Origin of the sequence: Flintibacter sp. HCN-6482 (assembly GCF_037892565.1) — a bacterium.
Taxonomy (GTDB): Bacteria; Bacillota; Clostridia; order Oscillospirales; family Oscillospiraceae; genus Lawsonibacter; species Lawsonibacter aceti.
On sequence record NZ_JBBKBK010000002.1, the window covers coordinates 256,860 to 277,075 of the forward strand.

Consider the following 20,216-nt stretch of genomic DNA (forward strand, 5'->3'; position numbering starts at 1 on the left):
AAATTTGGGCAATTAAACAATGCGGTATTACTGGCACTGTTGGAGATAGTAGAGAAGATTGTTAACAAAATCACGATCTTTTGGATTTTTTACAGGATTTATATTGAGAGATGTTTTAATTTTATCCAACCGGAAGGCGGTTGTGTTTTTGTGGATAAACAGCTTCTGACTAGCTTGAATAAAGTTATAATTACACGACTCCAGAGTGCCGATCAGATCGGGGAAATACTCCAGCGTATTGGCGTCGATCAGCTCTGCGTAGGTCTGGAATACGCTGCGGTGTACCTCGTTGGGGACAAGGCTGCGCAGATATTGGTCCGTGAAATCATAAAACCAATTCAGCTCCTCCCGACACTTTGCGGATGTCACCAGCCATACCGCGTGCTGGTAGGCCTCCCGGTAACGGATCAGCTTGTCCTGAATGGTCCCAATGTTGAACTGCACCCGGACCCCCATATCCATCAGCTCCCTGCGCCACCACTTTAAGTATTCCTCCACCATATAGCGGTAATTAGCCAAAAGGCCCTTGTCACGCTCCAAGTGTTTAAAGACCGCAATTCGGTTGCTACGGCTGATGGCCACGATATCCTGCTCACTGGCCAGGGGGTTGGATGCACTGCGCTGGACGAGTTGGGTAAAATCACTTTTGGGCTCCGTAACAATAAAAATAGAAATCCGCAGACAGTCGGCCTGTATGCCCAGCTTCTCTGCCCGGGAGATCAGCACCTCCTTGGAGATGTGTTCACCATACATGAGCGCCTGGCAAAAAATGTCCCGGCTGTTGTTGTACTTTTGAAAGCTTTCGTACTGGGACTCGTACGCCAGCATTGTCTCCAGCGTGAGCTTTACTACTTCAGCGACGGAGTGTATGCTGTCGGGGGGACCGGAAACACCCACGGCACCCACCCGCGCACCGTTTTCTTTTACGACAAAAATGACACCCTGTGGTATTCCAAGGGTATCCAGACTTTTTTCCACGTTGACAAAATCCCGATTGCCCTTGATCAGATCGTAGGCTATTTTATGAAAGGAACCCACGCATTTGTGGTTTAGACTGGCCTGAATCACGCCCTTTTGGTCTATGACATCCACAAACAGATTGGTGCCCTCACGCAACTTTGCCACAAGCTGTTCTGCTACTTTCCGGCTTATCATATCAAACCCTCGTTTTTTCTGTACACAGTAAAATGGCGGATTCCGCTCGACATCATAAATATAAGCTGTCAAAGCCGCTTTGTCAAACCGTGAAGGGCTGGTAAAAGTTTCATGGCCTGTGACGACTCAGTCAACCATGGCGCAAGCTTTTCCGCAGACGGGGGAGTGCTTTTACTTGTTGCTTAATATATCTTACATTGTCGCGTTTGAAAAAATTATAGAAGATTTTGATGATGATAATATATTTTGATTGATAACTGACATAATCAGGGCGGGGACATCGTTATAGATGTCCCCGCCTTGTACGTTAGTCCTTTTTCGCTTTGTCCTGTTCCTGCTGCGCTTTCCACTCGACAGACTTCAGCCGTGCTTACTTACTCTCAAAAAACTTATATCTCTGGGAATAGCGGTAATCCTCTCCTAAAAGAGCCATTTCCCTGGTGGAAATACAGAAGGGAGGCCCCATGGTCAGTGGGAAAGGTCAGACAAACCAATCAGTCCATAGGCGGATTTCGCCGTCTGGACAGCTCGAAGGATCGCCATCTCCATGGCCTGAGCGGCCAGGGCACCCACCAGATTGACGTCACCCGGAACAGAGCCCACGGAGAGAGCATAGATGCTGTCTCCGTCAGCGGTGGTGTGAACCGGGCGAATGGCCCTGGCATAGCCGTTGTGGGCCATACCAGCAATCTTGGTCAGAGGGGTTTTGGAAAATTGTGCGTTGGTGACGATAATGCCTAACGTAGTATTGCCAGTAAACAGATTCCCGGTTGGAGAAGCATCGGAAAACAGCTCATCCAAGGTGCAGGACAGCCCTGATTTCTTCTTATCAAGCAGCCCGGCGACCACTTTTCCGTCGGGGCTATACACATCACCCAGCGCATTCACCGCCACCAGGGCGCCCACCTTAACAGGGCCGGCCTGAAGGGCAAAGGTGCCGAAACCTGATTTCATCGCCCTGTCCATTCCACGGTACTTTCCAATGGAGCAGCCGGTGCCGGCGCCCACATTCCCAAGGGCGGGGGCGGACCGGCTGGCGTTCTCACAGGCCTGATAGGCCATGTCCGCAGTGGGCCGCACCTCCTTGCTGCCAACACCCAGGTCAAACAGGCAAGACTGACTTACCAGGGGGACTTTGGCCACCCCTGTGTCAAAGCCGATGCCTCGCTCCTCCAGATACCGCTGGACTCCGCCGGCGGCATCCAGACCAAAGGCGCTGCCACCGGACAGCAGTACCGCGTTGATCCCCTCGGCGGCAGCCACAGGATTCAATATTTGGGACTCGCGGGAGGCCGGGCCGCCGCCCCGGACATCCAGTCCGGCGGGGCTCATCCGGTCGCAGAGGATGACAGTGCATCCAGTGGCTCCCTCCAAATCTTGGGCGTGACCGACCTGAAAGCCGCCCACATCCATAATCCCGATCTCTTGCATGACCTCTCCCCCTTCACTGTTTCAGCACGACGCGCAGAGCCTTACAGACAGAGCCACTGATGACGCAGCCCAGCGCGGCTTCGATCAGGGCCTGGACCCCCACGTAGGCGGCCACAAATAGCAGGATGTTATCCTGGAACTTAGCCATCAGCTCCTCGCCCAGAAGCGCTTGGAGGGTGGGGGCGTTCAAAAAGATCAGGACCAGCACCGTCATGTAGAAAAGGGTGTTCAGCAGCGGAGCCGCAATGCCGCCGATGTAATAGGAGATCGTCTTTCCCCGGTCCAGTCTGCTGGCGGCCCGGTATATCCAGCCCACGCAGATACCCATCAGGATGCGAGGAATGATAGTATTGATGAAGCTGAGAACTACCACTATACCGCCGGTGTAGCCCGCAAGGAACAGGGTGCTGAACCCAGTTTTGATGGCGGTATAGAAGCTGATACAGCCCATCACACCGCCCAGAACTCCCCCAGCTAAAGGCCCAAGCATCATCGCGCCCACAGCCACTGGTACAGTCATGATCGACGCGTACTGTCCAGGTAGAGGGATCATCGCCAGTCCTGTAATGTTCATCATCAGCAGGATCCCGACGAGCAGGGCCAATTCGATCAGGTACGTGAGATTGGTTTTTGCCTTTTCCATATTCAGTTCCTCCTGCTGCCGCTCCGCCATATTGCGGATGCAGCGCAATTTTTTGGGCGTTCTTCATATCAAGAAGAACGCTGGAATGCCAAGGGCAGTATACCCTACTTTGTACTCTTTTGCAAGAGGCGAGGGACCTTTTTACGATTTACTCTTGCGGGAAGGGACGCGGCATGATAGGATATTTGAGAGAGAAAAATAAGGAGGCATTTGCCAATGAAACAGGATATGATCGTCATTCTGGATCTGGGCAGTGAGGAAAATCCTAGACTGGCCCGTGAAATCCGTGCCCTTGGCGTGTACAGTGAGATACACCCCCACGACATCACGCTGGCCGAGCTGAGAGCCCTGCCCAATGTCAAGGGTATCATCCTGAACGGGGGCCCCAACCGGGTGGTGGATGGTGTGGAGATTGACGTGTCCCAGGACATCTACAACTGCGATATCCCTGCGTTGCTGGTAGACCACAAGGGAGATGCCCCTTGGCCGGAGAATGCAGAGGAACGCAAGCAGGCTCTGTCCAACTTTATTTTTACCATCTGTGGGGCAGAAGCCAACTGGAATATGGAGAACTTTATTGCCGACCAGGTGGAGCTCATCCGCCAGCAGGTGGGCGGTAAAAAGGTGCTGCTGGCCCTGTCCGGAGGAGTGGACTCCTCTGTGGTGGCCGCTCTGCTCATTAAGGCCATCGGCAAACAGCTCACCTGTGTGCATGTGAACCACGGCCTGCTGCGTAAGGGGGAGCCCGAACAGGTGGTCAAGGTCTTCCGTGAGGAACTGGGCGCCAATCTGGTCTACGTGGACGCGGTGGACCGCTTCCTGGACAAGCTGGCCGGGGTAGCTGATCCGGAACAGAAGCGTAAGATCATTGGAGCGGAGTTCATCCGCGTCTTTGAGGAGGAGGCCCGAAAATTGGAGGGTATCCAATTCCTGGGTCAGGGGACCATCTACCCTGATATCATCGAGAGCGGAACCAAAACCGTCAAGGCGGTCAAGAGCCACCACAACGTGGGCGGTCTGCCGGAGGATCTGAACTTTGCGCTGGTAGAGCCGCTAAAGATGCTGTTCAAGGATGAGGTGCGGGCCTGTGGTAAGGCTCTGGGCCTACCCGATTCCATGGTGTACCGCCAGCCCTTCCCCGGTCCTGGCCTGGGAGTGCGCTGCCTGGGCGCGATTACTCGAGATCGCCTGGAGGCTGTCCGGGAGTCGGATGCCATTCTTCGGGAGGAGTTCGCCAAAAACGGCTTGGAGGGGAAGGTATGGCAGTACTTTACCGCCATTCCCGACCTGAAGAGCGTGGGCGTCCGGGAGAACAAGCGGGCCGACGAGTGGTGCGTCATTATCCGGGCTGTCAATACCGTGGACGCCATGACCGCCACAGTGGAGAATGTGCCCTTCGACTTGCTCCAGCATATCACAGCCCGCATTACCAGCGAGGTAAAGGGAGTCAATCGAGTGCTGTTTGACCTGACACCAAAGCCTACTGGCACCATAGAGTGGGAATGACCGTCAAAACGGCGCAAACCCGCATGAATACAGGCTTTTTTGCCCGTCCGCAAGGCTCTTGATACTGGATTGATACTATTCGTGTCTGCCCGGTACTCCCAAGAGAATAATCCCAAAAGGACAAGCAAAACCGCCCTGCTGAACGACAAATTCAGCAGGGCGGTTTTTTGCTTGTCTTATTTATTTTTCCGCCAGGTGACGTAATACTGGCTTTCCTTGCCATCGTCACAGGTACGGGGCCAGTTCAGTTTCCATTCAAAGTATTCGTCCCTTGTGATTTCCCCGGCGTGTAACTCCTGTTGACGCAAGAGCCATTCGTGCATGAACTCATCTACAAGCCCATAGTTGAAGTAAATGCCCACGGGAGGTTGTGCGGGCCAGTCGTAACTGTCGTTATACTGGACAACGGTTTCTTCTTTGATTTTACCGGGGACACGGACAAGCGGAAACAGGCAGATAGAGCCGGGGCTGTCCTCGTCGAGCCAGAAGAATGTGCGCATGAAGTCCTCAGCACAGCCGGGTCGAATGGTATAGAAGTTCTGGCGGTCTACCCGCAGCGCCTCCGCTATCTTATCCAGCAACTCCCGCTTGGGCACACGGTAATTCGTCTCGTACTGTGCGATACGGTTGTCCGCTCCCTTTTCCTCAAAGCCGATGGCGATCCCTAATTCCTTTTGCGTCATGCCTCGAAAAGTGCGGATTTTCTTTATTTTATCTCCAACTGTCATTATGTAACACCGCCTTTGAAAATAGTATAGCGCAAAAAAGCGAAATACGCAAGATAAAGTTTAACAAAAATGCGAATTAAATTCTTGACATTAACTCTGATGTTAATGTATAATGAGGGTGTAGTCATTAACATATTTGCGAAATATAAATAAGGAGGTGCAGAACATGAGCAAGGAACTGTTTGTAAAAGCGGAGGAGGTAGCCAGCGAACTGGGTATCTCCAAGCCCTACGCCTACAAACTGGTGCGCGAGATGAACGAGGAACTGAAAGAGAAAGGTTTTATCACCATCCCCGGACGGGTGAGCAGGCGCTACTTCGAGGAAAAATTCTACGGACTGCGGGACAGGCAGTAAGGAGGGAACGACAATGCCAGCATACAAAGACAAGGCAAAGGGTACATGGTATGCGTCCTTTTACTACGAGGACTGGACAGGCAAAAAGGTCAAGAAGATGAAACGGGGCTTTCCCACCAAGCGGGAGGCGTTGGAGTGGGAGCGGACATTCCTGCAACAGCAGACCGCCGATCTGGAAATGACCTTTGAGAACTTTGTGGCCGTCTATGTGGCGGACATGAAGGGCCGTATCAAGGAAAACACCTGGGGCACGAAAGAACATATCCTCTACAAGAAGTTGGTGCCCTACTTCGGCAAACGGAAGATGTGTGACATACACTCGAAAGAGGTCATGGCGTGGCAGAATGAAATGCTCAACCACCGGGATGAAAAGGGCAAACCCTATTCCCCGGTGTACCTGAAAACGCTCCATAATCAGTTGAGCGCCGTGTTCAATCATGCGGTGCGGCACTACAATCTGAAAGTCAATCCAGCCGCCCAGGTGGGCAACATGGGCAAGGCCAAGGGCCGGGAAATGCTGTTCTGGACAAAGGCGGAGTACCTGAAATTTGCCGAGGCCATGATGGACAAGCCGCTGTCCTACTACGCCTTTGAAATGCTCTACTGGTGCGGCGTACGGGAGGGGGAACTGCTGGCCCTCACCCCGGCGGACTTCGATTTTGAAAAGCAGGCTGTTACCATCTCAAAGTCCTACCAGCGTATCAAGGGCCGGGATGTTATCACCGACCCCAAGACGCCAAAGAGTAACCGGGTCATTCAAATGCCTTCTTTCCTCTGTGACGAAATGCAGGACTATATCAAAAGCCTGTACGCCGTGGAGCCGACAGACCGCATTTTCACGGTGACGAAATCCTACCTCCACCGGGAGATGGACAGGGGAGCGAAAGAGGCCGGGGTCAAGCGGATCAGAATACACGACCTGCGGCACAGTCACATTTCCCTGCTGATTGACATGGGTTTTACGGCCCTGGCAATCGCTGACCGGGTGGGGCATGAGAGCATTGATATTACCTACCGCTACGCCCACCTGTTCCCCACCCGGCAGGCGGAGATGGCGGACAGGCTGGACATGGAGAGAAAGGGGGCCTAAATCATGTCAGCGAAAAATCTTGATAACCACAATCGCTGGAGAAATCGTCAGGTAGCGTTCAGACTATCGCCGGAGGAGGCCGATTTACTGGACACCTATGTGTGTCTGTCGGGGCTGACGAAACAGGACTATATCACCCGGCGACTCTTGTGCCGGGAGGTGATAGTGCAAGGCAATCCACGGGTCTACAAGGCATTGCGGAACGAGTGTGCCGCTGTACTGACGGAACTGCAACGGATAGAGGCCGGGGGTGGTGTGGACGGCGAACTGCTGGACACCATTCAACAGATCGCCGCCATCATGGACGGCATGAGGGGGGATTGATAGATGGATAGAGGAAAAGAGAAAACGACTGCCCCATATCCGCCTGTTGGCGCAGACGGGGGACAGCCGCTCTCACAAAAACCTGACCAAAGTATAGCAGAGGAACAGACCGAACACAAGCCCCAAGAGCGGGATTTTAGGGAAATCCTGCGGCAGATAGACCGGGTCAATGACCCGGCCTATCTGCCCTCTCTCTCCATGAACGAACTTTATGACCATGTGTTTCCCAGCAAGCCCCCCGTGGTGGAGGGCTTGCTCTATCCGGGGGTGTACCTCTTTGTGGGCGCTCCCAAAGTCGGCAAGTCCTTCCTCATGGCCCAACTTGCCTATCATGTGAGTATGGGCCTCCCCTTGTGGGGGTACGAAGTCCGCCGGGGTGCCGTCCTCTATCTGGCCCTGGAGGACGATTACCCCCGCTTGCAGGAGCGCCTATACCGAATGTTCGGGGCAGACAGCGCCGGGGGGCTGTTCCTCTCCATCAGTGCCCACACGCTGGGCGGCGGTTTGGAAAAGCAGTTGGAGGGCTTTGTCCAAGAACACCCGGACACCCGGCTTATCATCATCGACACCCTGCAAAAAATCCGGGAGACCGGGGACGAAAGGTACAGTTATGCCAGCGACTATGAGGTGATAACCAAACTGAAACGGTTTGCTGACGCAAGCGGGGTCTGCGTCCTGCTGGTACACCATACACGGAAACAACAGGCCGATGACAGGTTTGACAAAATCTCCGGCACCAATGGCCTGATGGGGGCGGCAGACGGGGCCATTCTGCTCCAAAAGGAGCGGAGGACAGACAGCGCCGCCACGCTGGATATTTCCGGGCGTGACCTGCAAGACCAAAGGCTATATCTGAAAAAAGACGAGGAGCGGCTTGTGTGGGAGTTGGAGCGGCGGGAGACGGAACTGCACAAGGAGCCGCCCGACCCAGTTTTAGAGGCCGTGGCCGCTCTGGTGACGGCGGAGCGGCCCGAATGGAACGGGACAGCCACCGACCTTGCCGCTGTCCTGGGACTGGATATTCAGCCCAATGCGTTGACAAAGCGGCTGAATGTCCGGGCCGGGAAGTTGCTCCTTGACTTCCATATCGGCTATACAAACACCCATATCCGCACCGGGAGCCGTATCAGGCTGGTATGGGTAGAGGAAGTGTGACGATGGTGACGGTTGTGACGATGAAATAGAGAACGGGGCGGTGCCTGAAACATCGTCACCATCGTCACAACCGTCACGAGGAGCGGGGGCGAAAGTCAAGGGGGCATACCTGCGGGTGGAGATTGCCGCAAGGCAATACAACCCGTACCCCTTGACTTTCGGCCCACGGACAACACTCACCGGGTGGGAGGAAAGCCGCTGGCCTTTCCTCCCTGCCCCACGGCGAGTGAAAAAGTTTAGGCGGGGTGCAGGGTGCCCTTTTCAAAGGGCGGCCCTGCTGGGGGAGCCGTCCGCAGACGGCGGGGGCAACGCCCCCACACCACCCCGTAGGGCGCAAATGCGCTTTTGATGGCCGTTAGGCTGTCAAAAGTGCTTTTGCGTTACTTTCGCAGAAAGTAACAAAGGCCCGCCGCTGGCGCGGCGGAAAAGGAAGGAGGGATCAATTTGAAAAGGACGATCAGCGTCATGGTGGGGCGTGGCTCGGTCAATCATAACAGCAGGAAGTTTCACGCCAAGAATACCGATCCAGAGCGTTCCCACCTGAATGTAATATACTGCCATGAGAATATCAAGGCGGTGTACCATGAACTTTTTGACGAGGCTTTGGAGCGATACAACGCTAAGCAGACCAGGGCAGACCGCAAGATTGAAAACTACTATGAGAAAATCCGATCCGGCAAGCAGGAAAAGCCGTTCCATGAAATTATCCTACAAGTAGGCAACAAGGACGATATGAGCGCCGACAGCGATGAGGGGCGGCTTGCCTTAACGGTGCTGGGCGAATACATGAAAGCGTTTCAGGAGCGCAATCCCAATCTCAGGGTATTCTCGGCTCACCTCCACATGGACGAGGCCACGCCCCATCTGCACATTGACTTTGTTCCCTACACCACGGGGAGCAAGCGGGGGCTTGATACCAGAGTATCGCTGAAACAGGCGTTAGCGGCCCAGGGCTTCAAGGGCGGCACCAGGGGCGACACGGAGTGGAGCCAGTGGGTACGCTCTGAAAAGGAACAGCTTGCCGCTGTGATGGAGCGCCACGGGATAGAGTGGGAGGACAAGGGCACCCACGACAAGCACCTGTCTGTGCTGGACTACAAGAAAGAGCAGAGGACAAAGGAAATCGCCGCCCTGGAGACAGTCAAGGCGGAGAAAGAGAGCCAGGTGGAGAGCCAGGAGCGGCGGCTGAAAGAACTGGCCCCGGCGGTAAAAAACATGGAGCGGTTGGCGGCAGATTTCTCCGCTGACCCGGAGGAAATTCTGCCGGAGGCCGGGACGCTGGAGAGCGGCAAGTCCTACCGGGAGAAAAAGGCAAAACCCCTGCTAGCGAAAATCGTTCAAGTGCTGCGCTCTTTGTACCGGGCCTACATCGAATTGAAAGGGAAGTTTGACCGTCTGCAAGGGGACTATGACCGGGTGCGGGAGGGAAACGCCCATCTGTCTGACCGCTTGATGGAGGTGAAGATTGAGAACAAGAAACTGCGGCAGATCTCCGCCGACTATACACGGGTCAAACGGGTTTTTGGCCCGGAGCAGGTAGCGGCGGCGGTGGAGGCCGATAAGCAGAGGGAACAGGCGGAGAAAGGCCGCAAGCGGCCCCGGCGTTCTCTTGAGCGTGGCGGGCGTTGACTTCAAAAAATTTTGATTGAACTGTTGACAAACGCATAATTGCCGCATATACTAATCATATCAAAATAATTTGATGTGAGGTGAAAACATGGGGACAGCGTATCAAGAGCAGGCAAAGGTATTCAAGGCCCTCTGTGACCCTAAGCGGCTTGCAATCCTGGAACAGTTAAGGAGCGGTGAAAAGTGTGCTTGCGTCCTGCAAGAGCCATTGGATTTAACGCAGTCCGGCCTTTCCTACCACATGAAAATCCTCTGCGATTCTGGCATTGTTGTCAGTCGCCAGGAGGGTAAATGGATGCACTACCGCCTGAGTCCTGCTGGCAGGAACTATGCGGTGGAATTGCTGAAGAAGTTGACAACTCCAGACATGGAGCATGAGGGTACCTGTCCTCGTTGTGGATAGAAACGCCATCTACTTAGATGGCGTTTCTATCGGCACGATACATCAAAATTTTTTGATATATTTTCTATCTATGGAAAGTGAGGCTTTTGTATGGGCGTGTGGGATTTCATTCAAGACCAGGTGCTTGGCATGAAATGGCTGAATGAACTTCTTGGCGTTGGGCTGTCGGCGCTGGGCTTAGATGTAAATGGACGCATAGGCGGCAGTATTCAGTTTTTCATCTATGATGTTTTGAAAATCACGGTGCTGCTCTGTGTGCTGATTTTTACGATTTCCTATATCCAAAGTTATTTCCCTCCAGAACGGAGCAAACGCATTTTAGGGCGTTTCCGTGGGATTTGGGCAAATATCATTTCCGCTCTGCTGGGAACTGTAACGCCTTTTTGTTCATGCTCATCTATTCCGCTGTTTATTGGTTTCACAAGCGCGGGGCTTCCTTTGGGCGTGACATTTTCTTTTCTGATTTCGTCTCCAATGGTTGATTTAGGAAGTCTTGTCCTGCTCATGAGCATTTTCGGGGCAAAAGTGGCTGTTGTCTATGTGATCCTTGGGCTCGTGATTGCGGTGATCGGCGGTAGCATGATCGAAAAGCTGCGTATGGAAAAGTATGTTGAAAGTTTTGTACTTTCGGCTGGCAGCGTTGACATTGAGTCTCCAGACCTGGCGATCCGGGAACGGCTCACCTACGCAAAGGAACAAATGCTTGGCACATTCAAGAAAGTGTTTCCCTATATTTTAATCGGTGTCGGGATTGGCGCTGTGATCCACAACTGGATACCGGAAAGTTGGATCGAAATGGTGCTTGGCAGCAGTAATCCCTTTGGTGTGATCCTGGCTACTATCGTTGGTATTCCGATGTATGCGGATATTTTCGGCACAATTCCTGTTGCGGAGGCATTGCTTTCTAAGGGGGCACAACTCGGCACCGTCTTATCCTTTATGATGGCTGTTACTACCTTGTCTCTGCCGTCCCTTATCATGCTCCGCAAAGCCGTCAAGCCAAAACTGCTGGCGTTGTTTATCGCCATCTGCACCATTGGTATCGTCATCGTCGGCTATCTGTTCAATGTGTTCCAATTCATTTTGATTTAATTTTTAGGAGGTAATGAAACATGAGACTGTTCAGCAAGAAGAAAGAAGAACCCGCGTCCTGCTGCTGTGGCGGCAACTGCACCCCAGAAACGATGGCCCATGCAGAGGCGGTCAAGGCTTCCGGTGGCGTTAAGGTGCTTGGTTCCGGGTGCGCCAAGTGCAACGCTTTGGAGGAGGCCGCCCGTGAGGCGCTGGCCGAGTTGGGGATGGACACCGCGATCGACCATGTAACGGATTTCACGCAGATCGCCGCCTATGGCGTAATGACGACCCCCGCTCTTGTGGTAGATGGGAAGGTGGTATCTTATGGAAAGGTTTTGAAAAAAGACGAAGCCAAAGCCCTCATTCAGAAGGTAAGAGGATGATTTATAGCAACCCCAGCCGGGGCCGTCAATGGTCAAGATGAACGGCGCACAAGTGCGCCGCCATTGACCGCCCCGCCCGGTCTTGCTCTGCGGTCATCAAGGCGGGCAAGCCCCAAAGGTGCTTGCCCGCCTCTTTTGATTTTGGGTGGGGGTCGGTTGTCGAATTGCGTCCCATGGTGGGATTGATTTCCGCAAGAGCGGAAATCAATCCCCTATTATCTGGGAGCGATTGCGCTCCCGGGCGGTGGTCGAAATCGGTCTCAATTCTAGACCGATTTCGACAGAAACTTACATCAAATTGAGGTAAGTTTTGATTATGGCCGTTTAGGGCCTGAAACCCTTGCAATTCCTCAATTTTTGTGATACTATTTTGATACTAAGAAAATGAACTGCCCCAAATAAGCAGGCAAAACATTAACATATTCGCGAATATTTCGCCCATAAAACTACCCTAAATACAATCCCATATACCTGAATTTGCCGAGTGGGAATGATTTCAGAGGCCCAAAAAGCCCGATATGACTGGGTTTTGAGGGATTAAGGCCTTCTGTGGCAACGATTTGGTACCAATGGTTTATGGTTGAAAAAACAGGGTGCCCGTCTGACGGTTGAAATCAGAGGGGCACCCTGTTTTCTCTATTTCTGAGAGTTTGTCCCTCCTCACCTCTTGGGATCTGCCCTGGCGGAGCTGGGAATGGACACTACTATCGACCATGTAACGGACTTCACGCAAATCGCCGCCTATGGGGTTATGACGACCCCGGCGCTGGTGGTGGATGGCAAGGCGATAAAAAATATCAAATTATATACTACTTTCTAACTTTCTTTTTTAATAGAAAAAGCCTGTGACAAAAGTCACAGGCTTTATATTTAAAGTAAAAACACAGGCGGCAGGGCCTGTCTTCAGACCTTGTAACAGCCGCCGCCGATAAACTCCCGCATCAGGGAGGTCTTCGGAACATCGTCGGAGGGAATAGGTAAAAAGTAGTTCAGGAACTTCAAAAGACGTTTGGCTTCTGTGTACTCGCCACAGTCTTTGGGCACGGCAAAGAGCAAAGACTCGATATATGGCTTCAGCAGAGCCGTTTCATAGATCAGGGCAGAATTAAAGATCACATCCGCGCTGTCCTGATAGGGGAAGATATAACGCTCCTCGCCCCGTCTGACAGACGGCCACATCTGGATCGTGGCTCTTGCGCTGTACCCCCGAGTCCTGGCGTCCCGCTCGATCCGGCGGAGGAGGCGGGCGTCCGTGGTAGGGATGCGGTTGTGGTCATCGATATTCAGTGTAGTCAGACAGCTAATATAGATTTTATACTTGCTTGCCGTGGGGAGCGAATAGGAAAACTGGTCATTCAGGCAGTGGATGCCCTCGATGACGAGAATATCCTGGGGGCCGAGGGTGAGGTAGTCACCATTATATTCCCGCGCCCCCTTTTTGAAGTTGAATTGAGGAATCTCAACGCTCTCCCCCCGCAGAAGCCTGGTCATATCCTGATTAAACAGTTCGACATCCATGGCCCCCAGACTTTCAAAATCATACTGCCCATTCTCGTCGCGGGGAGTATCTGCGCGGTTTTTAAAATAGTTGTCTGTAGCGATGGGGTGGGGGCGCATCCCACAGGCCAGCAGCTGTGTGGACAGGCGGTGAGAGAAGGTAGTCTTACCAGAGGAGGAGGGGCCGGCGATCATGATAAACCGGACGTCTTTCCGTCGGGAGATCTCTTCGGCGATGTCGCCAATCTGCTTCTCCATCATGGCCTCCTGGGTCAGGATCATCTGGGTGGCGCCGCCGCTGGCAATCGTCTCATTCATCTCCGCCACGTTGGAAATGCCCAGCTTCTCGGACCTAAGCGTGGCATCATAAAGGGCCTGAAAGACCTTGACAGAGGGGTGGAATTCCGCCAGCGCATGGGGGTTTTTCTGGCTGGGCAGAAGAAGGACAAAGCCTTCCTGGAACAGTTGAAGATCAAACCATTTGAGATAGCTGGTGTCCGGGACCATGTATCCATAAAAATAGTCTGAAAAGCCGTCTAGAGAATAGATATTGACATGGGAATTGATCCGGAATTCAAACAAACGGGACTTGTCGTACATCCGATTTTTCTGAAACAGCTCCACAGCGTCGTCCGTGCTGATAGAGTGTTTTTGAATGGGGATTGCCTGATTTACAAGCAGCCGCATCCGCTCGCCGACCTGATCCAAGAGGGACTGGTTGAGGACAAAGCTGCCCTTGGCCCGAATAAACAGCCCTGGGCCAATAGAGTATTCCACAGAAATTCGCTCCACGTTTTCGCTGCCTGCCACATCATAAAAGGCCTTGAGCATCAGAAAGACCGCGCTTCGCTCGTAGGTTTGGATGCCGGGCTTGTCCTTTGCTGTGATTATGTCCAGGGTGCAGTCCCGGTCCAATGTTTTATTCAGCTCACAGAGCTTCCCGTTTCGGCTGACCAGCAGAATATCGTTTTCATATTTCTCCTGAAAGTCAGCGGCAATGGTTTGATAAGTGGTCCCATAGGGGTAGGCGCGCGCAGTCTCGCCCACAGTTACGGCGCACAGCTTGGTCTGTTCCATAAAAACTCCTTCCTCAGGTCAACGCGGCCGGATGGATTGAAAGACGACGGTCAAATATCATTGTATCACCGGGGGCATGGGAAATCAACCAGTCAGCGGAACAGAAAAAACCATCCTCCCGCTGGTAAGGCGGGAGGATGATTCATGTGCGCGGGATTAGACGCGAATCAATTCGTATTTCCGGCTCCCCAGACCGATCTTCTCGGCGTGTTCCAGGCAGGTGCGCCACTCGGACTCAGGGGAGGAGTTGGTGAAGTGATCGTGGTGGTCGTGGAAGCCGGGGTCGGCCAGATGGTCGGACAACTGGCTGTTGGGCATGGGGGTAGCAGCCAGACAGGCGTCTACGCAGGCCTGGTCCAGCGCCAGGGGATCAAAGGAGGCAAACATCCCCAGGTCGGGCAGGATGGGGGCGTCATTCTCACAATGGCAGTCGCAGTTGGGAGAAACATCCACCACCAAAGAGATGTGGAAGGAGGGACGGCCGTCCACCACGGCTTTGGTGTACTCCGCCATGCGGCAGTTGAGGACTTCGTTGGCGTTGTCGTTGTCAAAGGAGATAGCGTCAAAGTTACAGGCTCCCAGACAGCGCCCGCAGCCTACACAGTGGTCGTGGTCCACATGCATCTTCCGTGTCTGCTGGTCAAAGACCAGTCCGCCGTTGGCGCACTCCCGCTGGCAGCGCAGGCAGCCCCGGCACCGATCAGGGGAGATGCTGGGCTTTCCACTGCTGTGCTGCTCGGTTTTACCGGCCCGGGAGCCGCAGCCCATGCCGATGTTCTTAATGGCCCCGCCGAAGCCGGTCATCTCATGTCCCTTGAAGTGGGTCAGGCTGATGAAAACGTCGGCGTCCATCACAGCACGGCCGATCTTCGCCTCCTTCACATACTCACCGCCCACCACGGGGACAGCCACATCGTCAGTCCCCTTCAGTCCATCGCCGATAATAACAGGGCAGCCCACAGAGAGGGGCGTGAAACCATTTTCCCAAGCGCACTCCAGGTGCTCCAGAGCGTTTTTACGGCTGCCGGGGTACATAGTGTTGCAGTCGGTAAGGAAGGGCTTGCCGCCCAGCTCCTTTACTACGTCGGCTACCGCCTTGGCGTAATTGGGGCGGAGATAGCTGATGTTGCCCAGCTCTCCGAAGTGCATCTTAATGGCCACAAACTTGCCATCCATGTCGATTTGGCCGATGCCGGCCTTGCGGATGAGTTTCTTCAGTTTGATAGGCAGGCTATCGCCAAAGGCGATCGTGCGAAAATCGGTAAAATAGACCTTGGACTCTGCCATGATCGGTTCCCTCCTGAACAATATGATTCTCAAAGACTACTTTCACTTGTCCTATTATAAAGGTTGGAGTACACTCCATGTCAAGAGGAGATTTGAACGCGGGCCACAGGTGGGGTAAGAGGAGCGCCCTCCGGCCTTTTGGGACCGCTATGTATAAAGACGGATAATATCCTCCGCAACGGATCTTTTGGACACACAGCGGTCCATCGCCTGATGCTCGATATAGTGGTGGGCATCCGGCTCGGTCATCTTCAATTCACTGATGAGTAACCATTTGGCCCGGTTGACCAGGCGGATCTCCTCCATCTTCTCTTCCAGAGGCAGGACGCGCTTTTCCAGCCTCCGGAGCCGCTCCCGGGTGCTGACCATCCAGCTGACCGCCCGGAGGAGCATGGTCCGGGAAAAGGGCTTGGGCAAGGTGAATACTCCGTGCTCTGCCACTCGGTCATAGACCTCGTCATGGAGGTCGCTGGGGACAAGTAAAAGGATGACAGTCCCCCTCAGACGGCAACTGTCAACGGCGAACCGAACGCCGGAGTCATCCGGAAGGGGAGAGTTGATGAAGATAAAATCAAAGGACCGCTGGGTTAGGGTCTGCTCGGCGGCGCTTACGCTAGACACTGTGACCACCGGCTCACAGGGAGTTTCCTGAAGGACGGCGGAAAAGCCGATGTTGAACCGCTCCGCCGATGATACAAAAAGAACGCTGTATACCTGCTCCTTCAGGCTCATGGCTTCCCACTCCTTTCCCTGTTATGCAGACGGGCTTCAGGCCCGCTTGCGGTATTCCGCCAGGATGGCTTCCGGGATATAGGTCTGGATAAAGGGGCTGTCTGCGGCGGTGGCGCAGGCGGACTGGAGGTTCTGAGGCAACCGACGGAATTTTACCAGCGTCTCTGCGTCCGCTTGGTAGAGGTCCACCTCGGCGGGATGAGGCATCTCCAGATGCCGCTCAATGCCGTACAGGCCGGCATAGATCATCAGTGCGAAGGCCAGGTATGGGTTGGCCATAGGATCGGGAGAGCGCAGCTCCGCTCGACGGTACTCACCAGCCGCCGCTGGGATCCGGATCAGCTGGGAACGGTTCCCCTTGGACCAGGAGATATAATCTGGGGCCTTATAGCCGCCCAGACGGGAATAGGACTCTCGGGTAGGGTTCAAAAAGGCGGTCATCTCCCCCACCTTGTCCAGCACACCGGCTACCATCTCGGGCAGGTGGTCCAGTCCATCCGTTGACTTCACTGACATATTGATGTGGAAGCCGTTGCCCGGTTTCCCCTCCAGGGGCTTGGGGCTGAAGTCCGCGCACAGCCCATTCCGCTCGGCAATGATTTTCACGATGGCCTGTAAAGTCATGGCATTGTCGGCGGCAGTGAGAGGGTCGGAGTAGCGGAAGTCGATCTCGTTCTGGCCGGGCCCCTCCTCGTGGTGGGCACACTCAGGCCAGATGCCCATTTGCTCCAGAGTGAGGCAGATCTCACGGCGGATGTTTTCCCCCTTGTCCTCTGGGGCCGTATCCATATAGTTGGCCCTGTCGTGGGGGATCTTGGTGGGCTCACCGTTTTCATCCCGCCGGAACAGGTAGAATTCCTGCTCCGCGCCAAAGAGAAACTGAAGCCCCCTCTCCTCAGCGCGGGCCACAGCCTGCTTGAGCAGGGCCCGGCAATCACAGGGGAAGGGCTGGCCGTCGGGATAGACAATGGAGCAGAACATCCGCACCACCCGCCCATGCTCCGGGCGCCAGGGGAGGAGCATCAGCGTCTCTGGGTCAGGCCGGAGGAGCAGGTCGGAATGGGCTACGTCCCCAAAGCCGGCGATGGCGGAGGCGTCAATGGCGATGCCGTACTCAAAGGCCCGGGGCAGCTCGGTGGCCACGATGGAGATGTTTTTCTGCCGGCCGAATACGTCACAAAAGGCGAGGCGGATGAACTTGATCTCCTCCTCCTGAACATACTGCATGACCTCGCGCTTGGAATATTTCACGGTCACACCAACTTTCATGGATATTTTTGCGTCGCCGGGCATATGCGAAGGCCGCAAAGCCGGCTGGCAGCCTGGTGGAACGGGATCCGCTGCTATTATAGCACCGGTAAAAATGGATTTTCCAGTGTTGTCTCCTATGGGAAAAAATTTTGGCGGTCCAGACAGAAACAGGAAAAATAGGGCGAAATGTTTTTGGAAACTGTTACAGAATGTACTAAACAGTCCAAAATCTCATTGACAAACGGCTGCCACGGGGCTATAATGCGGCACATAAAGGCAAAGGCGTCTTTAAGGATTTTCCTTAGAGGCGCCTTCGCCTTTTTTGCATTTTTTTAGAAGTAGAAAGGGTGAAAGACAATGGCAGCTGTTCCGGAGTATTTTGGAAGCATGGTGTTCGACGACAGGGTGATGAAGGCAAATTTATCCGCTGAGGTATACCAGTCTTTAAAGAAGACCATCGACGAGGGGGCTAAATTGAATTTGGGTGTGGCCAACGCTGTGGCAGCCGCCATGAAGGACTGGGCCGTAGCCCAGGGGGCCACCCACTTTACCCACTGGTTCCAGCCACTCACCGGCATCACCGCCGAGAAGCACGACAGCTTTATCACCCCCTCTCCAGATGGAGGGGTTATCATGGAATTCTCAGGCAGGGAGCTGATCCGAGGGGAGCCGGACGCCTCCTCGTTTCCCTCCGGGGGGCTGCGGGCTACCTTTGAAGCAAGAGGCTACACCGCCTGGGACCCCACCTCCTATGCCTTTATCAAGGGGAAAACGCTGTGCATCCCCACGGCCTTTTGCTCTTACAGCGGCGAGGCGCTGGACAAAAAGACCCCCTTGCTGCGCTCCATGGAGGCCCTGAACCGACAAGCCCTCCGCATCCTGCGGCTGTTTGGAAATGACACGGTGAAACGGGTGTCCACCGCGGTGGGTCCAGAACAGGAGTATTTCCTGGTGGATGCCAAAATGTATGAGCGGCGCCGGGATCTGCGGTTTACCGGCCGAACTCTGTTCGGCGCCAAGCCCCCCAAGGGACAGGAGATGGATGACCACTATTTCGGCGTGATTAAACCCAGGGTGGCCGCCTTTATGGAGGACCTGAATGAGGAGCTGTGGAAGCTGGGTGTCCTGGCCAAGACCCAGCATAACGAGGTGGCCCCGGCCCAGCACGAGCTGGCCCCTATCTATACCACCACCAACATTGCCACTGACCACAACCAACTGACCATGGAGATCATGCAGAAGGTGGCCGCCCGGCACGGGCTGGTCTGTCTGCTCCATGAGAAGCCCTTTGTAGGAGTGAACGGATCGGGTAAGCACAACAACTGGTCTATCTCCACCGACGCTGGCGTCAACCTGCTCTCTCCCGGTGATACGCCCTATGAGAACGCCCAGTTCCTGCTGTTTCTGTGCGCCGTCATCAAGGCGGTGGACGACTATCAGGACCTGCTGCGCATCTCGGTGGCCACGGCCGGCAACGACCACCGCCTAGGAGCCAACGAGGCGCCTCCCGCTGTGGTATCCATCTTCCTGGGAGATGAGCTGAACGGTGTGCTGGAGGCCATTGACCATGAGACCCCCTATCAGGGAGCTGCCCGGACCAAGATGAAGCTTGGGGTGGATATCCTGCCCAAATTCAGCAAGGATACCACAGACCGGAACCGCACCTCCCCCTTCGCCTTCACTGGCAACAAGTTTGAGTTCCGCATGGTGGGCTCCTCCGACTCCATCGCCTGCGCCAACATCATGATCAACACCGCTGTGGCTGAGAGCCTCAAGCTCTATGCCGACCGCCTGGAGGGGGCCGAGAACTTCCCCGCCGCCCTGCAGGAGCTGCTCCGGCAGACTATCCGGGAGCACAAGCGCATCATCTTCAACGGAAACGGCTACGATGATGCCTGGATCACTGAGGCCACAGAGAAGCGGGGCCTGCTCAACTACCGCACCACCCCGGACTGCGTCCCCCATCTGCTGGATGAGAAGAATGTCAGGCTCCTCACCTCCCACGGCGTGCTGACCTTGGAGGAACTTACCTCCCGGTATGAGGTCATGATGGAGAACTACTGCAAAACCATTCTGATCGAGGCCAACACCATGGTGGATATGGCCAGAACGGAGATCCTGCCAGCCGTGGAGTCCTTTGCGCTGGACACCGCCAGAGGGGCGGCCGCCAAGCGGGAACTGGTCCCTGGCTGCCCCTGCGGGTATGAGTCCGAGCTGGTAAAAAAGCTGTCTGCTCTCACGGATCAGATGGCGGCCAAAACCGCGGAGCTGGAGCAGGCGGTGCTGGAGGTGTCCTCCGCCGGGGATATCGCCCAGGAGGCCGCCGCTGTCCGGGATGTGATCCTGTGTAAAATGGGGCAGCTGCGCCTGGCCTGCGACGAGGCGGAGTCCCTGACCCCCAAAAAGTATTGGCCGTTTCCCACTTACGGCGACCTGCTGTTTGGCGTGCGGTAACGACCAGATCCCTTCTGGCCCCGGCCTCCATTCGGACCGGGG

General features: G+C 54.7%; 18 protein-coding genes and 1 pseudogene. 11 read left to right on the plus strand and 8 right to left on the minus strand.

Annotation, left to right across the window (positions count from 1 at the left end; translation table 11 throughout):
* Positions 1-27 precede the first annotated feature (27 nt).
* The 3 genes from WKS99_RS06220 to WKS99_RS06230 form a co-directional block, all read right to left on the minus strand.
* The gene (locus WKS99_RS06220; RefSeq protein ID WP_147571360.1) at positions 28-1,155 is read right to left on the minus strand and encodes a sugar diacid recognition domain-containing protein; all 1,128 of its coding nucleotides are present in this window, start codon (positions 1,153-1,155) and stop codon (positions 28-30) included.
* A 468-nt stretch (positions 1,156-1,623) separates the two neighbouring features.
* On the minus strand, positions 1,624-2,586 hold the full coding sequence (locus WKS99_RS06225) for a P1 family peptidase (RefSeq protein ID WP_340405554.1): 963 nt from the start codon (positions 2,584-2,586) through the stop codon (positions 1,624-1,626).
* Between the two features lie 13 nt (positions 2,587-2,599).
* Positions 2,600-3,229, minus strand: coding sequence for an ECF transporter S component (locus WKS99_RS06230; protein ID WP_340405555.1), 630 nt, complete (start codon positions 3,227-3,229; stop codon positions 2,600-2,602).
* Positions 3,230-3,445: 216 nt separating this feature from the next.
* On the opposite strand from WKS99_RS06230, the gene guaA reads away from it, so the two are divergent.
* On the plus strand, positions 3,446-4,735 hold the full coding sequence (gene guaA, locus WKS99_RS06235; RefSeq protein WP_340405556.1) for a glutamine-hydrolyzing GMP synthase: 1,290 nt from the start codon (positions 3,446-3,448) through the stop codon (positions 4,733-4,735).
* A 176-nt stretch (positions 4,736-4,911) separates the two neighbouring features.
* Here guaA and WKS99_RS06240 read toward each other — a convergent pair whose 3' ends face one another.
* Complete coding sequence (locus WKS99_RS06240; RefSeq protein ID WP_340405557.1) at positions 4,912-5,463, minus strand: helix-turn-helix domain-containing protein; 552 nt, start codon at positions 5,461-5,463, stop codon at positions 4,912-4,914.
* A 166-nt stretch (positions 5,464-5,629) separates the two neighbouring features.
* On the opposite strand from WKS99_RS06240, the gene WKS99_RS06245 reads away from it, so the two are divergent.
* From WKS99_RS06245 to WKS99_RS06285, 9 genes and pseudogenes are all read left to right on the plus strand, one after another.
* Positions 5,630-5,818 (plus strand): DNA-binding protein, encoded by a 189-nt coding sequence (locus WKS99_RS06245; protein ID WP_295580496.1) that lies wholly within the window; start codon positions 5,630-5,632, stop codon positions 5,816-5,818.
* A 13-nt stretch (positions 5,819-5,831) separates the two neighbouring features.
* A complete protein-coding gene (locus tag WKS99_RS06250; RefSeq protein ID WP_340405558.1) occupies positions 5,832-6,908 on the plus strand; it encodes a site-specific integrase in 1,077 nt (358 codons plus the stop codon).
* 3 nt (positions 6,909-6,911) lie between these two features.
* Complete coding sequence (locus WKS99_RS06255) at positions 6,912-7,232, plus strand: plasmid mobilization protein (protein WP_340405559.1); 321 nt, start codon at positions 6,912-6,914, stop codon at positions 7,230-7,232.
* Positions 7,233-7,235: 3 nt separating this feature from the next.
* The gene (locus tag WKS99_RS06260; RefSeq protein WP_340405560.1) at positions 7,236-8,387 is read left to right on the plus strand and encodes a helicase RepA family protein; all 1,152 of its coding nucleotides are present in this window, start codon (positions 7,236-7,238) and stop codon (positions 8,385-8,387) included.
* Between the two features lie 444 nt (positions 8,388-8,831).
* The gene (locus WKS99_RS06265) at positions 8,832-10,016 is read left to right on the plus strand and encodes a plasmid recombination protein (protein WP_445297944.1); all 1,185 of its coding nucleotides are present in this window, start codon (positions 8,832-8,834) and stop codon (positions 10,014-10,016) included.
* Positions 10,017-10,104: 88 nt separating this feature from the next.
* Positions 10,105-10,419 carry an ArsR/SmtB family transcription factor gene (locus WKS99_RS06270; protein ID WP_119345130.1) on the plus strand — a complete coding sequence of 105 codons (315 nt, stop codon included), beginning with the start codon at positions 10,105-10,107 and terminating at the stop codon, positions 10,417-10,419.
* A gap of 90 nt (positions 10,420-10,509) precedes the next feature.
* Positions 10,510-11,511, plus strand: a complete 1,002-nt coding sequence (locus tag WKS99_RS06275) for a permease (protein ID WP_340405561.1) — start codon at positions 10,510-10,512, stop codon at positions 11,509-11,511.
* 20 nt (positions 11,512-11,531) lie between these two features.
* A complete protein-coding gene (locus WKS99_RS06280; RefSeq protein WP_187029858.1) occupies positions 11,532-11,876 on the plus strand; it encodes an MTH895/ArsE family thioredoxin-like protein in 345 nt (114 codons plus the stop codon).
* Between the two features lie 676 nt (positions 11,877-12,552).
* Positions 12,553-12,696: pseudogene (locus WKS99_RS06285) on the plus strand (thioredoxin family protein); the annotation flags it as partial.
* 83 nt (positions 12,697-12,779) lie between these two features.
* On the opposite strand, the gene WKS99_RS06290 reads toward WKS99_RS06285, so the two are convergent.
* The 4 genes from WKS99_RS06290 to WKS99_RS06305 form a co-directional block, all read right to left on the minus strand.
* Positions 12,780-14,450 carry a nucleoside kinase gene (locus WKS99_RS06290; RefSeq protein WP_340405563.1) on the minus strand — a complete coding sequence of 557 codons (1,671 nt, stop codon included), beginning with the start codon at positions 14,448-14,450 and terminating at the stop codon, positions 12,780-12,782.
* Between the two features lie 156 nt (positions 14,451-14,606).
* On the minus strand, positions 14,607-15,737 hold the full coding sequence (locus WKS99_RS06295; RefSeq protein WP_262670101.1) for a DUF362 domain-containing protein: 1,131 nt from the start codon (positions 15,735-15,737) through the stop codon (positions 14,607-14,609).
* 147 nt (positions 15,738-15,884) lie between these two features.
* A complete protein-coding gene (locus WKS99_RS06300; protein WP_147571351.1) occupies positions 15,885-16,469 on the minus strand; it encodes an ANTAR domain-containing response regulator in 585 nt (194 codons plus the stop codon).
* Positions 16,470-16,505: 36 nt separating this feature from the next.
* Positions 16,506-17,720 (minus strand): glutamine synthetase family protein, encoded by a 1,215-nt coding sequence (locus WKS99_RS06305; protein WP_262670100.1) that lies wholly within the window; start codon positions 17,718-17,720, stop codon positions 16,506-16,508.
* A 357-nt stretch (positions 17,721-18,077) separates the two neighbouring features.
* Here WKS99_RS06305 and WKS99_RS06310 point away from each other — a divergent pair, with 357 nt between their 5' ends.
* On the plus strand, positions 18,078-20,174 hold the full coding sequence (locus WKS99_RS06310) for a glutamine synthetase III family protein (protein ID WP_340405564.1): 2,097 nt from the start codon (positions 18,078-18,080) through the stop codon (positions 20,172-20,174).
* The last annotated feature ends 42 nt before the right edge of the window (positions 20,175-20,216 follow it).

What these genes read in the sequence shown, in the direction of transcription:
- WKS99_RS06220 (WP_147571360.1), bottom strand. Translation starts at nt 1,155, where the DNA reads ATGATAAGCCGGAAAGTAGCAGAACAGCTTGTGGCAAAGTTGCGTGAG.
- WKS99_RS06225 (WP_340405554.1), bottom strand. Translation starts at nt 2,586, where the DNA reads ATGCAAGAGATCGGGATTATGGATGTGGGCGGCTTTCAGGTCGGTCAC.
- WKS99_RS06230 (WP_340405555.1), bottom strand. Translation starts at nt 3,229, where the DNA reads ATGGAAAAGGCAAAAACCAATCTCACGTACCTGATCGAATTGGCCCTG.
- guaA (WP_340405556.1), top strand. Translation starts at nt 3,446, where the DNA reads ATGAAACAGGATATGATCGTCATTCTGGATCTGGGCAGTGAGGAAAAT.
- WKS99_RS06240 (WP_340405557.1), bottom strand. Translation starts at nt 5,463, where the DNA reads ATGACAGTTGGAGATAAAATAAAGAAAATCCGCACTTTTCGAGGCATG.
- WKS99_RS06245 (WP_295580496.1), top strand. Translation starts at nt 5,630, where the DNA reads ATGAGCAAGGAACTGTTTGTAAAAGCGGAGGAGGTAGCCAGCGAACTG.
- WKS99_RS06250 (WP_340405558.1), top strand. Translation starts at nt 5,832, where the DNA reads ATGCCAGCATACAAAGACAAGGCAAAGGGTACATGGTATGCGTCCTTT.
- WKS99_RS06255 (WP_340405559.1), top strand. Translation starts at nt 6,912, where the DNA reads ATGTCAGCGAAAAATCTTGATAACCACAATCGCTGGAGAAATCGTCAG.
- WKS99_RS06260 (WP_340405560.1), top strand. Translation starts at nt 7,236, where the DNA reads ATGGATAGAGGAAAAGAGAAAACGACTGCCCCATATCCGCCTGTTGGC.
- WKS99_RS06270 (WP_119345130.1), top strand. Translation starts at nt 10,105, where the DNA reads ATGGGGACAGCGTATCAAGAGCAGGCAAAGGTATTCAAGGCCCTCTGT.
- WKS99_RS06275 (WP_340405561.1), top strand. Translation starts at nt 10,510, where the DNA reads ATGGGCGTGTGGGATTTCATTCAAGACCAGGTGCTTGGCATGAAATGG.
- WKS99_RS06280 (WP_187029858.1), top strand. Translation starts at nt 11,532, where the DNA reads ATGAGACTGTTCAGCAAGAAGAAAGAAGAACCCGCGTCCTGCTGCTGT.
- WKS99_RS06290 (WP_340405563.1), bottom strand. Translation starts at nt 14,450, where the DNA reads ATGGAACAGACCAAGCTGTGCGCCGTAACTGTGGGCGAGACTGCGCGC.
- WKS99_RS06295 (WP_262670101.1), bottom strand. Translation starts at nt 15,737, where the DNA reads ATGGCAGAGTCCAAGGTCTATTTTACCGATTTTCGCACGATCGCCTTT.
- WKS99_RS06300 (WP_147571351.1), bottom strand. Translation starts at nt 16,469, where the DNA reads ATGAGCCTGAAGGAGCAGGTATACAGCGTTCTTTTTGTATCATCGGCG.
- WKS99_RS06310 (WP_340405564.1), top strand. Translation starts at nt 18,078, where the DNA reads ATGGCAGCTGTTCCGGAGTATTTTGGAAGCATGGTGTTCGACGACAGG.